Origin of the sequence: Erwinia piriflorinigrans CFBP 5888 (assembly GCF_001050515.1) — a bacterium.
Taxonomy (GTDB): Bacteria; Pseudomonadota; Gammaproteobacteria; order Enterobacterales; family Enterobacteriaceae; genus Erwinia; species Erwinia piriflorinigrans.
The window spans coordinates 284,851-301,322 of record NZ_CAHS01000021.1 but is presented as its reverse complement, the minus strand read 5'-3'; the positions used below and the strand labels follow the sequence as shown (position 1 = coordinate 301,322).

At 52.7% G+C, this 16,472-nt stretch carries 12 protein-coding genes; 7 read left to right on the top strand and 5 right to left on the bottom strand.

Annotated features, from left to right (window positions below; genetic code table 11):
• Positions 1-178: 178 nt before the first annotated feature.
• Together EPIR_RS15780 and EPIR_RS15775 are read left to right on the top strand one after the other, a co-directional pair.
• On the top strand, positions 179-1,528 hold the full coding sequence (locus EPIR_RS15780; RefSeq protein WP_023656489.1) for an NCS2 family permease: 1,350 nt from the start codon (positions 179-181) through the stop codon (positions 1,526-1,528).
• 173 nt (positions 1,529-1,701) lie between these two features.
• A complete protein-coding gene (locus EPIR_RS15775) occupies positions 1,702-3,351 on the top strand; it encodes a Na+/H+ antiporter (RefSeq protein WP_023656488.1) in 1,650 nt (549 codons plus the stop codon).
• A gap of 70 nt (positions 3,352-3,421) precedes the next feature.
• Here EPIR_RS15775 and EPIR_RS15770 read toward each other — a convergent pair whose 3' ends face one another.
• A complete protein-coding gene (locus EPIR_RS15770; protein WP_023656487.1) occupies positions 3,422-4,324 on the bottom strand; it encodes a LysR family transcriptional regulator in 903 nt (300 codons plus the stop codon).
• A 108-nt stretch (positions 4,325-4,432) separates the two neighbouring features.
• On the opposite strand from EPIR_RS15770, the gene EPIR_RS15765 reads away from it, so the two are divergent.
• The 3 genes from EPIR_RS15765 (at position 4,433) to EPIR_RS15755 (ending at position 6,238) form a co-directional block, all read left to right on the top strand.
• Positions 4,433-4,861: a CidA/LrgA family protein gene (locus tag EPIR_RS15765; RefSeq protein WP_048697922.1), complete on the top strand. Its 429-nt coding sequence runs from the start codon at positions 4,433-4,435 to the stop codon at positions 4,859-4,861.
• Positions 4,854-5,552 (top strand): LrgB family protein, encoded by a 699-nt coding sequence (locus tag EPIR_RS15760; RefSeq protein WP_023656485.1) that lies wholly within the window; start codon positions 4,854-4,856, stop codon positions 5,550-5,552. Before EPIR_RS15765 ends, EPIR_RS15760 begins: the two co-directional genes overlap by 8 nt.
• Positions 5,553-5,692: 140 nt before the next feature.
• On the top strand, positions 5,693-6,238 hold the full coding sequence (locus EPIR_RS15755; RefSeq protein WP_023656484.1) for a YfaZ family outer membrane protein: 546 nt from the start codon (positions 5,693-5,695) through the stop codon (positions 6,236-6,238).
• A 53-nt stretch (positions 6,239-6,291) separates the two neighbouring features.
• Here the strand turns inward: EPIR_RS15755 and EPIR_RS15750 are convergent, their stop codons facing one another.
• The 3 genes from EPIR_RS15750 to acs all read right to left on the bottom strand — a co-directional run bounded on the left by EPIR_RS15750 (position 6,292) and on the right by acs (position 10,377).
• Complete coding sequence (locus tag EPIR_RS15750) at positions 6,292-7,950, bottom strand: cation acetate symporter (RefSeq protein WP_023656483.1); 1,659 nt, start codon at positions 7,948-7,950, stop codon at positions 6,292-6,294.
• Complete coding sequence (locus EPIR_RS15745) at positions 7,947-8,258, bottom strand: DUF485 domain-containing protein (protein WP_023656482.1); 312 nt, start codon at positions 8,256-8,258, stop codon at positions 7,947-7,949. Before EPIR_RS15745 ends, EPIR_RS15750 begins: the two co-directional genes overlap by 4 nt.
• A 163-nt stretch (positions 8,259-8,421) precedes the next feature.
• Complete coding sequence (gene acs, locus EPIR_RS15740) at positions 8,422-10,377, bottom strand: acetate--CoA ligase (RefSeq protein WP_023656481.1); 1,956 nt, start codon at positions 10,375-10,377, stop codon at positions 8,422-8,424.
• Positions 10,378-10,883: 506 nt separating this feature from the next.
• Between acs and gltP the strand changes: the two genes are divergently transcribed.
• Positions 10,884-12,185, top strand: a complete 1,302-nt coding sequence (gene gltP, locus EPIR_RS15735; RefSeq protein ID WP_023656479.1) for a glutamate/aspartate:proton symporter GltP — start codon at positions 10,884-10,886, stop codon at positions 12,183-12,185.
• 354 nt (positions 12,186-12,539) lie between these two features.
• Positions 12,540-14,084, top strand: a complete 1,545-nt coding sequence (locus EPIR_RS15730) for a methyl-accepting chemotaxis protein (RefSeq protein WP_023656478.1) — start codon at positions 12,540-12,542, stop codon at positions 14,082-14,084.
• A gap of 930 nt (positions 14,085-15,014) precedes the next feature.
• Here EPIR_RS15730 and sbmA read toward each other — a convergent pair.
• The gene (gene sbmA, locus EPIR_RS15725; RefSeq protein WP_023656477.1) at positions 15,015-16,241 is read right to left on the bottom strand and encodes a peptide antibiotic transporter SbmA; all 1,227 of its coding nucleotides are present in this window, start codon (positions 16,239-16,241) and stop codon (positions 15,015-15,017) included.
• Positions 16,242-16,472: the final 231 nt, after the last annotated feature.

Below are 16,472 nucleotides of genomic sequence, written 5' to 3'. Positions count from 1 at the left end.
GTAATGTTGAATACGCGTTTTTATGCGTGAAATAGAAAACGTTTGCCTTTAATCCGGTGACGCCTCGACGTGAGGAATGTGTCCCGTGAATATTGCGCCAGGGATGCAAACGTCTATCGCTGCGGGTCTGCCGCGATACCACGCCGCTATAATTCATAAGAAAGCTCAGAGGATTACTATGTCTACTCCTTCTCAACCCGCCAGCGGCTCTTTAGACGCCTGGTTTAAAATTTCTGCACGTGGCAGTAGCGTGCGCCAGGAAGTGATTGCTGGCCTGACTACTTTTCTGGCGATGGTCTATTCCGTGATCGTCGTACCCTCGATGTTGGGTAAAGCAGGATTTCCGCCAGCCGCAGTCTTTGTCGCGACCTGCCTGGTTGCCGGTTTTGGTTCTCTGTTGATGGGGCTGTGGGCCAATCTGCCGATGGCGATTGGCTGTGCGCTGTCACTGACGGCGTTTACCGCCTTCAGTCTGGTACTGGGCCAGCATATTAGTTTGCCGGTGGCGCTGGGAGCCGTTTTCCTGATGGGGGTGTTGTTTACCCTGATCTCCGCGACCGGTATTCGCGCCTGGATTTTGCGTAATCTGCCGATGGGTGTCGCCCACGGCACTGGCGTGGGCATTGGGCTTTTTCTCCTGCTGATCGCGGCAGATGGTGTTGGCCTGGTGATAAAAAATCCTGGGCCGGGTCTGCCGGTGGCATTAGGCCACTTTCCCTCTTTCCCGATCGTGATGACGTTGCTGGGCCTGGCGGTGATTTTTGGATTGGAAAAGCTGCGCGTTCCCGGCGGTATTTTGCTGACCATCATTGCGATTTCAATCATCGGGCTGATCTTTGATCCCGCCGTGCGCTATCAGGGGCTGTTTTCGATGCCCAGTCTGAGTGATGCGCAGGGCAACTCCCTGGTGTTGAGCCTCGATATTCTCGGCGCGCTGAAGCCCGCAGTGCTGCCAAGCGTCTTGGCCCTGGTGATGACGGCAGTGTTTGACGCCACCGGAACGATCCGCGCCGTGGCGGGCCAGGCCAATCTGTTAGATAAAAACAACCAAATTATTAGCGGCGGAAAGGCGCTGACCAGCGACTCACTGAGCAGTATTTTCTCTGGCCTGGTGGGCGCGGCTCCTGCTGCGGTGTATATCGAGTCGGCGGCGGGTACGGCAGCGGGCGGCAAAACCGGTCTGACGGCGGTGGTGGTCGGCGTGCTATTCCTGCTGATTCTGTTCCTGTCACCCCTGGCCTACCTGGTTCCGGGTTATGCCACCGCACCCGCGCTGATGTACGTAGGGCTGTTGATGCTGAGCAACGTCTCTAAAATTGACTTTAACGACTTTGTTGATGCGATGTCTGGCCTGCTGGCAGCGGTATTTATCGTGCTGACCTGCAATATCGTTACCGGGATTATGCTTGGTTTCGGATCGCTGATCGTTGGCCGTATTGTTGCTGGCGAGTGGCGCAAGTTGAATGTCGGCACCCTGATCATTGGTATCGCCCTGGTGGCATTTTATGCCGGTGGATGGGCTATCTGATGCAGCTTGGGGTCGCAACTTGCGGCCCCGGCTTCAGATGCTGCTGAATTTTCCCTCTTAACGCACTTCCTGTTTTTAACACCCGATGAATTTGTTTTACTATCGGGTAGGCATGACCATCGCCATGTCCGTATTGTCTGAATCCCACTGGAAGACGTATAAGAAAGGAAAACATGGAAATCTTCTTTACCATCCTCATCCTGACACTGGTCGTCTCGCTGTCAGGCGTGGCCGCACGAATCATTCCCTTTCAAATTCCCCTACCGCTGGTGCAAATTGCGATGGGAGCGCTGCTTGCCTGGCCAACGTTTGGCCTGCACGTTGACTTTGATCCGAATCTATTTTTAGTCCTGTTTATTCCACCGTTGCTGTTTGCCGATGGCTGGAAAACGCCAACCAGCGAGTTTTTGCACCACGGGCGAGAGATCCTCGGGCTGGCGCTGATGCTGGTGCTGATCACCGTGGTCGGCATTGGCTATCTGATTTATTGGTTGGTGCCGGGTATTCCGCTGTTGCCAGCTTTTGCCCTGGCTGCCGTGCTCTCCCCGACCGATGCCGTGGCGCTCTCCGGTATTGTGGGTGAAGGGCGTATCCCGAAAAAAATCATGGCTATTTTGCAGGGCGAAGCGCTGATGAACGACGCTTCCGGTCTGGTATCGATGAAATTCGCCGTGGCGGTGACGATGGGAACGATGGTGTTTACCGTCTCGGGCGCAACGCTGGAATTTCTTAAGGTGGCCATTGGCGGCCTGCTGGCGGGTATCGCCATCTGCTGGCTGTATGGTAAATCACTGCGCCTGTTCAGCCGCTGGAGCGGTGATGACCCGGCAACGCAGACGGTGCTGCTGCTGCTGCTGCCGTTTGCGTCTTATCTGATCGCTGAACATATTGGCGTCTCCGGTATTCTCGCGGCGGTGGCGGCGGGTATGACTATCTCGCGTTCCGGTATTATCCGCCAGGCTCCGCTGGCCATGCGACTGCGTGCTAACAGCGTTTGGCAGATGCTGGAATTTGTCTTTAACGGCATGGTATTCCTGATGCTGGGCCTACAGCTGCCGGGCATTCTTGAAGTCTCCTTAAATCAGGCGAATGCCGATCCGAATGTGGAACTGTGGGCGCTGTTCGCCTCGGTGGTGCTGATCTACGTGGCGTTGATGGTGGTGCGCTTTGGCTGGCTGTGGACGATGCGCCTGATCAGCCGCAGGATGCTAAAAAAACGGCCGATGGAGTTTTCTAACTATTCAACGCGCGAGCTGCTGATCGCCTCATTTGCGGGCGTGCGCGGGGCCATCACGCTGGCGGGTGTGCTGTCTATCCCTCTGCTGTTGACCAATGGTCATGACTTCCCGGCACGATATGAGCTGGTCTTCCTGGCGACGGGAGTGATCCTGTTCTCGCTGCTGGTGGGCGTGATGGTGTTGCCCGTACTGCTGCGTGGCGTGGAAGGGATAGATAAATCCATGCATCGCCGCGAAGTACAAACCGCGCGCGCGACAATGGCGGCTACCGCCATTGAGAGCCTGCATCAGATGGAAGAGCGGCTGGCTGCCGATACTAACGAGAACATCGACAGTGAGTTGTTGAAAGAGGTCAGTCTGCGCGTATCGGGGAACCTGCGCCGTCGGGTTGATGGCAAAGACGATATCGAACGCTCGCTGTATGCGGAAAATCTCGAACGCCGCTTCCGCCTCAATGCGCTGCGTGCCGAACGTGGCGAACTGTATCATCTGCGCGCCACGCAGAAAATCAGCAATGAAACCATGCGCAAACTACAGCACGATCTTGATCTGTTGGAGACGCTGCTGACTGATAAAGAGGAGTAGCGGGCGGGCATGATAGTGCAACGGACGGCGCTTTTCAGCGATCGTCCGTTGCCCTTTTCCAGCCAGCGCCTTATATCGACAGGCGTGGCGTTTCACCCGGCCAGAACTCGCGGCAACAGCCGATCCACGCCTGCGCGCTGCGTGACAAATAACTGCCTTCGCGCCAGATCAACCCCAGTTTCCAGACCAGGTCAGATTCCAGCGGTAGCCACAGCAGCTGGCTCTTATCCAGACGCTGGCAGATTGGCTCCGGCAAAATGGCAACCCCCATTCCCGCCTGCACCATCGCCGCCAAAAAGTCCCACTGTCCGCTACGCACCGCAATTTGCGGCGTGAAACCGCTGGACTGGAAGGCCCGCATCAGCTGGCGATTTAGCGAAAATTCTTCGTTATAGATGAGTATCGGATGCCCGGCCAGTTCACCAATCGGCATATGGCTGCGGCGTAACCACTCTTCGGTTCGCGGCACCAGGACGCAAAGCGGATGGCTCATTAGCGCCAGCGAGTTCAGCGGCAAATCGTCCGCTATCGGCAGGGCGGTCATGGCAATATCCAGACTGCCGGACAGCACCGCCTGTTGTACCGTCAGGCCACCAAATTCGGCGATCTTCAGCTCCACGCCGGGGTAGCGTTGGCGAAATGCCGATATTGAACCCGCAATCTGCATGCCAACCATCGGCGGAATGCCCAGACGTAACTCGCCAGTCTTCAGCTGGTTAATATCGCCAATCTCTGCCTCCAGCTGTTTAAATTCCTGGAGAATGGTCAGCCCGCGCTGGTACACCGCCTGGCCCGTATCGGACAGATGCAATTTACGGCCCTCACGGATCAGCAGTGTACAGCCCAACTCATCTTCCAGCTGACGTAGCATCTTGCTGATAGTGGGCTGAGTGACGTACAGCTGCTCGGCAGCACGAGTGAAACTCTGCTGGCGAACCACTTCCACAAAATAGCGCAGGGCGCGAACGTCCATAATTATTCCTGTATGGCATAGTTTGAATAATATTAAGTCATTTTTTTCACCCTTTGTGAACGTTTTATACTCTCTGGCAGGACAACATTCCCTGTGAGTAAAGACGAGATGGCATTGGCAATTCATCAGCAGACTTCCGGCTGGCTGCACCGCATACAGGTTCCGCTTCAGGTCGCGCTGTATATCGGTATTTTTATGATTTCTGAACGCCTGGTGGCCTGGCTGCATTTGCCACTGCCCGCCAATATCGTTGGTATGTTATTGCTGCTGACGATGATTGTGCTGCGGGTGATGCCGCTCGGCTGGGTAAAAGCGGGAGCCAGCTGGTTGCTGGCTGAAATGCTGTTGTTCTTTATTCCGGCGGTGGTGGCCGTGGTTAACTACGCCGATCTGCTGCGGGTAGAAGGGTGGCGCATTCTGCTGGTGATCGCCATCAGTACTCTGTTGGTGCTGGCCGCAACTTCGCTGGTGGTGGATCGCGTTTATCGTTTTGAAATCTGGCTGGCGGCGCGTAAAGAGGGACCGCGTGATGAGTGATGTTGTTATCAGCATGCTGTGCCTGCTGACGACTCTGCTGGTGTACTACTGCAATAAGCGTCTGTATCGCCGCTGGCGTCGTCTGATGCTGATGCCGCTGGTAATGACGCCAATGGTGCTGGTGGCATTGCTGCTATTCACCCATATCTCCTGGCAAGACTATATCGGCGAAAGCCGCTGGCTGCTGTGGCTGCTGGGCCCGGCGACGCTGGCATTCGCTGTACCCGTCTATGAAAATATGGCGATCGTTCGACGTCACTGGCTGTCGCTTAGCGCCGGGGTTTTCACCGCAACCGTGGTGGCCGTCTGTAGTTCCGTGTGGTTGGCGCGTCTGCTGACATTGCCGGAGGCGATTCAGCGCAGCCTTGCGGTACGTTCAATTACCACGCCGTTTGCACTGGCAGCGGCGAAGCAGATCGGCGGTCAGCCCGACCTGGTGGCGCTATTTGTGGTGGTAACCGGGGTTTTTGGTATGGCAACGGGTGACCTGCTGTTTCTGCGGTTGGCGATCAAAAAAGGGGTGGCGAAAGGGGCCGGATTAGGGGCGGCATCGCATGGTGCCGGCACGGCGCGTGCCTATGAAATCGGTCAGCAGGAAGGGGTGGTGTCCAGTCTGGTGATGATGCTTTCCGGGGTGGTGACCGTGGTTATCGCCCCTGCTATTGGCCATATTATGTGGGCAATAAGTTGAAACAGTTGCCTGCACATCGTTTTGTAGTGTTACTAAAAGACAAGATTTTGCTCCGATTTCTCATGTTATTTCTTGTACGTCTGGTTTACTCTTCACAGCCGCCGCATCAATGCGTAAGCGAAATTAATCAGGAGAACATAATGAAAAGAGTGGCAATGACAACGGGCGCTCTGGCGCTGTTGGCGCTGGTTGGATCTGCTCAGGCTATCGAAGGTAGCGTGAACGTAGGCAAAGATTATACCGACGTACATGCAGGCCTTGGGACCACAACACCTGGCTTTGCGCTATCCGGTGACTGGCTTCGCAGCGATCATGACGGTAATGTTTCTACTCTCGGTCTTGGCTATAACGTGGCGATAGGCGATGTATTCCTGTCTCCGACGGTTAAAGCCATGTCAACTAACCCGAAAGACAGCAAAGATGGCTATGCCATTGCGGTAGGCGGCGGCGTGCGCGTGCCCGTGACCAAAATGTTCAACGTGTATGGTGAGTATTTCTATTCACCGGACGCGTTCTCCAGTCATATTGACAACTATCAGGAAGCGTCGGCGGGCGTGAGCTTCCAGCCGATTTCATTGGTTGATGTTAGCGTGGGTTACAAATATATGGCCCTGAACGGCAAAGATGGCCGTAAAGACAACGTGGTGGCCGATGGCCCATACGTGGGTGCGTCGCTGCACTTCTGATATTGACTCAGGGCGGCCGTCAACGGCCGCCCCAGATTAGCCTCGTTAACAGATTAATGCCCTTTCCCGCCTTCTATCCCCACGCCGGTTTGTGAACGCACAAATTGCGCCCGGAAACGCAGCCTTTCTTCGGCTCCTTGCGCGGAGTTATCGGTGACAGAAAACAGCCAGGTGCCAATAAACGCCACTAGCATCGAGAACAGCGCAGGGTACTCATACGGGAATATCGGCGTGGCATGACCCAGCACCTGTACCCATATGGTCGGGCCGAGGATCATCAGGATCACCGCCGTTAGCAGACCCAGCCAGCCCCCCGTCATCGCGCCGCGCGTGGTCAGCTTCGACCAGTACATTGACAGCAGAATAATCGGGAAGTTACAGCTTGCCGCGATGGAGAACGCCAGCCCGACCATAAAGGCGATGTTTTGCTTTTCAAACAGAATGCCGAGCAGAATCGCCACCACGCCGAGCGCCACGACGGTAATTTTCGACACCCGTAGCTCTTCACGCTCACTGGCCTGACCTTTGCGCATTACGCTGGCATAAAGATCGTGTGAAACCGCAGAAGCTCCCGCCAGGGTCAGGCCAGCCACGACCGCAAGAATGGTGGCAAAGGCGACGGCGGAGATAAAGCCTAAGAACAAACTGCCGCCGACCGCATCGGCCAAATGCACCGCAGCCATATTGTTACCGCCGAGCAGCATCCCGCTGGCGTCTTTAAACGCCGGATTCGCACCGACCAGTAAAATGGCGCCAAATCCGATGATAAAGGTAAGGAAGTAGAAATAGCCCATCAGGCCGGTGGCGTAGAACACGCTTTTACGCGCTTCACGCGCATCGCTGACGGTGAAGAAACGCATCAGAATATGCGGCAAGCCAGCCGTGCCAAACATCAGGCCCAGGCCCAGTGAAAGCGCAGATATCGGATCGTTGACCAGTCCTCCCGGGCGCATAATGGCAACTCCCTTAGGATGGATTTTCATCGCTTCGCTAAATAGCGTATCAAAGCTGAATCCGACGCTTTTCATCACCATAATCGCCATAAAACTGGCCCCGAACAGCAGCAGCACGGCCTTGATAATCTGCACCCAGGTGGTGGCCAGCATGCCGCCGAACAGCACGTACATCACCATCAGTATGCCAACCAGCACCACGGCAACATGATAATCCAGGCCGAACAGGAGCTGGATAAGCTTACCGGCCCCTACCATCTGCGCAATCAGGTACAGGGCCACCACCACCAGCGAACCGCAGGCTGAAAGGGTGCGGATCGGCATCTGCTTCAGGCGGTACGAGGCCACATCGGCAAAGGTGTAGCGGCCAAGATTACGCAATCGCTCGGCAATCAGGAACAGAATAATCGGCCAGCCGACCAGGAAGCCAAGCGAGTAGATCAGCCCGTCGAAGCCAGAGGTATAGACCAGTGCGGAAATGCCGAGAAACGAGGCGGCAGACATAAAATCACCGGCCATAGCCAAGCCGTTCTGAAAACCGGTGATATTTCCCCCCGCCGTGTAGTAATCGCTGCGTGAACGGGTACGCCTGGAAGCCCACCAGGTAATGCCCAGCGTCATGGCGACAAAAATCAGGAACATCACAATCGCTTCGATATTGACCGGCTGACGTTCTACCGCGCCGTTAATGGCGTCGGCAGCCAGTACCGGCCCCGGCAGCAGCACCGCCAGTACAGATAACAGATAATGTATGTTCATCCTTTTACCTCATTCAGCAGTTCGCGGGTCAGACGGTCAAACTCGCCGTTGGCGCGCCAGACATAAATACCGGTTAGCAGGAATGAGACGACGATCAGCCCAACCCCGATGGGAATGCCGCGCGTGACGCTGGTGCCGTGATACAGCGGCGTACCAAGCCAGTCGGGCGCGAAGGCGATCAGCAGAATAAAGCCGACATAAAGAACTAACATTATGATGGATAGCAGGGCGGCAAAACGTTGTCGTTTATTTACCAGCACTTTAAAGCGTACGCTTTTCTCAATTCTTTCGTAGAGCACATCGTTCATCACAGCATCTCCAGAGGTAATATCCCTCACGATTGAATCTGCTGCCTGAACTGCGGCAAAGGCAATGATTTGGGATACAGATTGTTGTTATAAATTTATGGCGCTGAAAATTAAGACGTAATAAGACGGGCAAACAACAGAGGCCAGCAGGCCCCTGCTGTGGTTAGGGCATTTTAATCGACTGTTTTTCTTCAAGTAATTTTTCTACCACCCCCGGATCGGCCAGTGTGGAAGTATCACCGAGGTTGCTGGTATCCCCGGTGGCAATTTTGCGCAAAATACGACGCATAATTTTCCCCGAGCGGGTTTTCGGTAATGAATCGGTCCAGTGCAGTACGTCCGGCGTGGCAATGGGGCCAATCTCTTTACGCACCCAGGCACGTACTTCGCTATACAGCTCCGGTGAGGGTTCTTCACCGCTGTTCAGCGTAATGTAGGCGTAGATAGCCTGGCCTTTCAACGCGTGTGGAATGCCGACGACCGCTGCTTCAGCGATTTTCGGATGTGAAACCAGCGCAGACTCGATCTCCGCCGTACCCAGACGATGGCCGGAAACATTCAGCACGTCGTCGACGCGTCCGGTGATCCAGTAATAGCCATCCTCATCGCGGCGAGCGCCGTCACCGCTGAAATAGCAGTTCTTGAAGGTGGAGAAGTAGGTTTGCTCAAAGCGCTGATGATCGCCAAATAGCGTGCGCGCCTGGCCCGGCCAGGAATCAACGATAACCAAATTCCCTTCGCTGGCACCTTCCTGAATATTGCCTTCGTTATCGACCAGTGCGGGCTGCACGCCAAAAAAGGGATGGGTTGCCGAACCGGGTTTCAGCGCCGTTGCCCCGGGTAGGGGAGCGATCATAAATCCGCCCGTTTCCGTCTGCCACCAGGTATCTGAAATGGGGCATTTACCGTTACCGATTTTTTGATGGAACCATTCCCAGGCCTCCGGATTAATCGGTTCCCCCACCGAACCCAAAATGCGCAGGCTGGAGCGATCGGTGCCTGCAATGGCTTTATCCCCTTCGGCCATCAGCGCACGCACCGCCGTGGGAGCGGTATACAGGATGGTCACCTGGTGTTTATCCACCACTTCAGCCATACGGCTTGGCTTCGGCCAGTTTGGCACCCCTTCAAACATCAGGGTGGTGGCACCGCAGGCCAGCGGGCCATACAGCAGATAACTGTGGCCGGTGACCCAACCGACATCGGCGGTACACCAGTAGATATCTTGTGGTTGATAATCAAAAACATATTTAAAGGTGATCGCTGCATACACCAGGTAACCGCCCGTGGTATGCAGCACGCCCTTTGGCTTACCGGTAGAACCGGAGGTATACAGGATAAATAAGGGGTCTTCCGCCTTCATCTCTTCAGGCTGATGCTGTTCGCTGGCAACGCTCACCAGCTCGTGCCACCACAGATCGCGGCCGTGTTGCCAGGCTGTTTCTTTTCCGGTGCGCCTGAGAACAACCACCTTGTCAACGCTGGTCACACCAGGATTATTTAGCGCGTCATCGACGTTTTTCTTCAGCGGAATGGTGCGCCCGGCACGCACGCCTTCGTCGGCGGTGATCACCAGGCGGGCATGGCTGTCAATAATACGCCCGGCGACCGCTTCCGGTGAAAAACCGCCGAAAATAACCGAATGTACGGCACCGATGCGCGCGCAAGCCAGCATCGCCACGGCCGCTTCCGGCACCATTGGCATATAGATCGCCACCACATCGCCTTTATGAATGCCCAGGGCCTTCAGCGTATTGGCAAAGCGGCATACGTCACGATGCAGTTCGCGATAGGTAATGGTTTTGCTTTCGCGGGCATCGTCGCCTTCCCAGATAATCGCCGGATGGTCGCCCCGGGTTGCCAGGTGTCGGTCAAGGCAGTTAGCGGCAAGGTTTAATGTGCCATCCTCATACCAACGAATGGAGATATTGCCTGGGGCAAAGGAGGTGTTTTTAACCGTAACGTAAGGTTTTATCCAGTCAAGGATCTGGCCTTGCTCTCCCCAAAATGCATCGGGGTCCTGTATCGACTGCTGATACATTGACTGATACTGCTGGGGATTAATCAGTGTATTTTGCGCAATGTTAGCGGGTATCGGGTAAAGATGTGACTGGCTCATGGCTGCCCTCCTTGAAGAATGTTGATGATATGTCAACCAAAGGTTAAAGGAAGGTTTGTAGACAGCTTTGTTTTCTTTTTGCGCGGTAGATCACGGGGATGCTGTACTGAAAGGCGGCAGTGGAAAACAGGCGATCCATGACAAAATTCCGAAAATATCCCAGTCGCACTGTTTAAAAAACAGGCGTATAGACCATTTGGTTTCTGCGGGAAACGGACGCGTTTTGCATAGCTATGCTTTTTTAAGTGAAAATATTACTTTTCAGAACAAAGGGTTATTTTCACCTGGCGTAATCAGATTTTTGCCCTGCCAGATTTGAGCACAGAAGCCACATACCGTGTAGGGTTGCATTCATACGGTCGGAAATGGTACTGATTACGCGCCTTTAATCAGGTCCACCCATCAATTACCTGTGAATTGCCGGATATCGGTCAGCCTCCTTTGAGTGTCATTCACTCCGTATGCATCACGCGGAAAGCAGGTTTTGTTAAGGAAAAAGACAAGTTATGAAAGCAGTAAAATTCAGCCTTGCCTGGCAGATAGTGATTGCGTTAGTACTGGGGATCGCCGTTGGTGCCGTGTTGCATAATCAACCGGAAAATCGTGAATGGCTAGTCACTAATATTTTGAGTCCGGCAGGTGATATCTTTATTCATCTGATTAAAATGATCGTCGTACCGATCGTGATTTCCACGCTGATTGTCGGCATTGCCGGCGTCGGTGATGCGAAAAAACTCGGCCGTATTGGCGTGAAAACCATCCTTTACTTCGAAGTGATTACCACCATTGCCATTGTGGCCGGTATTACTCTGGCGAACGTGTTCCAACCCGGTTCAGGCATTGATATGTCTACGCTGGCAACGGTGGACATCTCTAAATATGAAGCCACAACGGCGCAGGTACAGGGACAGCCGCACAGTCTGGTTGCCACTATCCTGTCGCTGATCCCGCAAAATATTTTTGCGGCGATTGCTAAGGGGGAGATGCTGCCTATTATCTTCTTCTCCGTGCTGTTTGGCCTCGGTCTCTCTTCGCTGCCGTCAGAACATCGTGAGCCGCTGGTGAAGGTGTTCCGCTCCACCTCGGAAGCGATGTTTAAAGTTACCAATATGATCATGCGCTACGCACCGGTAGGGGTATTCGCACTGATTTCGGTTACCGTAGCCAACTTCGGCTTTGCTTCACTGTGGCCGTTAGCGAAGCTGGTTCTGCTGGTGTATTTCGCCATTCTGTTCTTCGGGCTGGTGGTACTGGGTGCTGTTGCACGCTTCTGCAAGCTGCGTATCACCACCCTGATACGCATCCTGAAGGATGAGCTGATCCTTGCATACTCAACCGCCAGTTCAGAAACCGTGCTGCCACGTATTATGGAAAAGATGGAGGCCTACGGTGCGCCAAAGTCGATCACCAGCTTCGTGGTGCCAACCGGCTACTCGTTTAACCTTGATGGTTCGACGCTCTACCAAAGTATCGCGGCGATCTTTATTGCCCAACTGTATGGTATTGAGCTGTCGATCGGACAGGAGATCGTACTGGTACTGACACTGATGGTGACCTCGAAAGGCATTGCCGGTGTACCTGGCGTCTCCTTTGTGGTGTTACTGGCAACGCTGGGCAGCGTAGGTATTCCGCTGGAAGGGCTGGCGTTTATCGCTGGTGTTGACCGTATCCTTGATATGGCGCGTACCGCGCTCAACGTGGTAGGTAATGCGCTGGCGGTGCTGGTTATTGCTAAATGGGAAAACCAGTTTGATGCCGAAAAGGCCGCTGCCTATGAGGTAAAACTAAAGGCCGCTCCTTCAATCTGATTAACGAACGGGCTGGGTTCTTTCCCAGCCCGTTTCGCCTCTCCAGCACGTCCCGGCATCTTTACCCTTCTGTTTATCGCCTCCATTTATGCTGCTCTCCTTTCTCTGGTTCGAAACGAATAGACTATAAATTACGCTAAAGAATCATGATCAACAGGTACACGCATCATGATAGCCAGTCCGAGACTTTCCTGCCTGCAAATACCATAGCGTAGGGCACTTCTGATTTTTTTCTGCCAACTAAAATTTAAAATATCCGCTAAAGATCTGCGTGTTATTGCCGAAAACATAAAAAAAAATCATTGATCATTCCCCTCCAGACCTACCGTGCTGCCATTACAAAGGATGTGACCTATGCGCAAAAATCTTCCCGTTACACAGCAAGAATATGTCTTCGATGATGATGCTACCCTGATGTCTACCACCGACATTAACAGCGCAATCACCTACGCCAACGATGCCTTTATTGAAGTCAGTGGTTTCACTCCTGAAGAGATTAGCGGTCAGCCACACAATTTGGTACGCCATCCGGATATGCCACCGGAGGCTTTTGCCGATATGTGGTCGACGCTAAAAAAGGGGGAACCCTGGACCGCCCTGGTCAAAAACCGCCGTAAAAATGGTGACCACTATTGGGTGCGGGCCAATGCTATCCCGGTCGTGCGCAATGGTAATGTACAAGGCTTTATGTCGGTACGAACCAAACCCAGTCCGCAGGAAATTCGTGTCACCGAACGGCTGTATCAGAAATTCCGTAACGGCAAAGCCAAAGGTTTGCGCTTCAATAAAGGGATAATTGTCCGTAGCGGTCTGATGAGCTGGCGCTCCATATTCAAAACGCTGCCGCTACGCTGGCGCATTCGCAGTGTGTTAATCACGCTACTGCCGCTGGCAACGCTTGGCGTCTGGGGTTTAGGGGTGAGCCACGGCGCTTTGGCCCTGTTTGCCTCGGGGATGGCGCTGCTGCTGCTGCTGGCCTGCGTCTGGCTGGAGATGCAGATTTCCCGGCCGATTGAGCGCATTTGCCAGCAGGCACTGCGTGTTGCCACCGGGGCTGACCACAAAGTAGAGCAGATGGACAGGGTTGATGAGGTTGGCACGACGTTGCGTGCGGTCGGCCAGCTGGGACTGATGTTTCGCTGGCTGGTGGATGACGTCAGTGGGCAGGCGGTTAACGTATTGAGTGCCAGTGATGCTATCGCACAAAGTAACAGTGAACTGAGCCGCCGTACCGGTCAAACTGCCGCCAACGTTCAGCAAACGGCGGCCACCATGAATCAGATGACCGCAACGGTAAAAAGCAATACTGAAACCGCGGCCAAAGTTAACAGTCTGTCGACAAATACCAGTCATTCAGCCATTCAGGGCGGAAACGCGATGGAGGATATGGTGAAGATGATGGCTGAAATTACTGAAAGTTCTCGGAAAATTACCAGTATTACCAGCGTGATCGACGGCATTGCTTTCCAGACGAATATCCTGGCGCTGAATGCGGCCGTGGAAGCAGCCCGAGCGGGTGAGCAGGGAAAAGGCTTTGCGGTGGTCGCAGGAGAAGTACGCAGCCTTGCCCAGCGCAGCGCTAAGGCAGCCAGTGAAATCAAAATGCTGTTAGAAAATAGTGCAGATAAGGTGAAGTCAGGCACCCTGCACGTCAATGAAACCGGTAAAACGATGGAGAACATTGTTTCCCAGGTGCAGAACGTATCGTCATTGATTGCCCAGATTAGTGCCGCCAGTGCCGAGCAGGAGACCGCGATTAACGAGATCGGCAAGGCGGTAGAAGAGCTGGATAACATTACTCATCAAAACGCGGCCAGGGTGGAAGAGGGGGCGCAGGCTTCCGGGCGTATGACGCGCCAGGCGACGCGTCTGGTTGATGCGATCGGCGTATTCCGCTGATGAACTTTTGTTGTTTAAGCGAATAATGGTTATTCCGCCCGGCGTCACCTGATCGTTTATTTTATTCTTTAGCCGCGCCGGAGTGTTTTCTCCGGCACGGCTGTTCTTTGCTCTAACCTTAACACTCTTTCTCCGCCGGACGGTGAACCCGTTTGCCGGCAGGCAAAACATGGCTATTTAGTACGGCGTAGCTATATCGTAATAAAAGAATACGGATATATTATTGCGTACTTCTTAAGTTAAATTAATATAATATTTCATTTGCTCATGAATTCACATGAGTCAGAAGTTGTGGTTATCGCTCTAATAATTTTTTTCATGCTGGCCGTGGGTTTTTATATAAAACGCGCAAAGAGTGAATGATTATTGCAATATTCTTGTTTATTTTATTTAAATGATTATATTCATTTTTTTGATGGTGTGTTAGGAGGGGTATGCCATAAAGCATCAGCGTTTATATAATCCGATAAATTTCAAAAAATAAAATACACGGCCAGGTTGGGGAAGGGTTTTCCGCCAGAAATGCTCTTTTCTGTGAGGGTAGTGGAGATCCCGTGCCATTTTTAAGGGCATCTCCTTTTAAGGACAGTTAATCCTGTTAGGTATGAAATACTGCAAACTTGCTTAAATAACTTACGTGACATAGCGCTCAACGCTGCAAGAGTCATCACGGAGATGAAATCGACGGAAATAATGAAATATTTCGGATTTGCTACAAAAATTCCACTTCAGACCCTTAAGCAAGTTGAGACTTTAAAAAAAATGTATTAAACACAATTAAGTCGATGAGTTTCTTTTGGCCTAATGATGCGACTCATATTGTTTTAACCATCTTTCCCAGATGGCCCACGCTCGCTAAAGATAAAATAGCGATCGTGAATAACGATGAACCCAAAGAGGCTTTCGCGCTTCTTCGCAAAGATATTGCTCCTACGCGAGCGGATCTGTCGTCTCCGGCACATTATCCAGCGTCTGCTCAAAGCTGCGCAGGCGTTTATAGATGGATATAAGTTCCACCAGAGTAGTCCACGAGTTGATAAGATATTGGAATGAGCTGCGAACCTGGTCGAAGACGTTGGAAATCTGGGTAATCAGTCCGAGGGTAATTGCCCCTGAAATAATGGAAGGGAACAGCACAAATATGCTGAATAGTGCATCCAACTGTAGATAAAAAACGCGCACGACGTTGAAGTAGAGATAATGGAAATAAAGCCGGAAGTAGTTTTTCCGCACGTTGGCGAACAGTTCGCGTACCGTGGCGGGTGTCGCGCGCTGCGCATTATCTTCTCCATAAACCAGCTCTTTACGGTAAGCGGCTTCCACCCGCTGATTACGGAACGATAATCCAGGCAGCTTAATGCCGACAATTGCCAGCAGGCCGGTGCCGAACAGCGACCAGGCTATTGCCGCAATTACTAATGCGTAAGGGATCTGTCCCAGAATCGGCACGGTTTTCACATGTACTGACAGCGTAACCAGAACCGGCAAAAAGGCAATCAGCGTCATAATGGCATTGATAAAACTGACGCCCATGTCCTCCAGCGTCGAGGCAAAACGCATCGTGTCTTCCTGAACACGTTGTGCTGCCCCTTCGATCTGCCGCAGGCGCTGCCAGTGTTCCATATAATGATTGTTCATAGCGGTGCGCCAGCGAAACACATAGTGGCTGACAAAAAACAGATTTATGACGTTGATCACCACGGCGATCAGCACAATGCTGAGGATGTCATTAACCATATGATAAAACGTCTCGATCCTGATGGTGTTGGGATGTGCCATCGCCTTTTGTATCAGGTCATAAAACGGGTCATACCAGCTGTTTATCGCCACACCAACCTGCACCGAAAACCAGGTGACGAAGATGATAAGCGCACTGCCAAGGATGGACCAACGCTGCCAGGGATGCGGACTGAACACAAACCAACATGCTGCGAACAGTAGCGTAGCCAGCAGGTAATAGCTGTAAAACCCCAAAGCGGCGGGGGCGATAAAACGCAGCGCGTTCTCCGGTAGTGGGCCTGATGGCAACCAGGAAAAGTGCATCAAGTGGGTGAATTCAGTCCCTGCACCCGCAAACCACAGCGTAATGGCCAGCAGGCTCCAGATAACCACACTGGTGAAAAACAGCGCGGGTTTGGCAAAAAAAGAGCTAAACATAGGGACTCCTTAGTCAATGTCTGAAGTTATACCCCAATTAACTGTGATTTTTCTCTCTCCTGTTGTATCGATAAATTTCCATCGCTAAATAATTTCTAGTGGAAAAATTTAACGCTCAAATAAGTCAAATAAATCCTATTTAATTCCAGAAAGAGACGCTTTTGTTCTAGTTGCTTTGGATATTTCAGGTCTGATTTTAAATCTACACTTAATATTTGAGGATTAACGTCG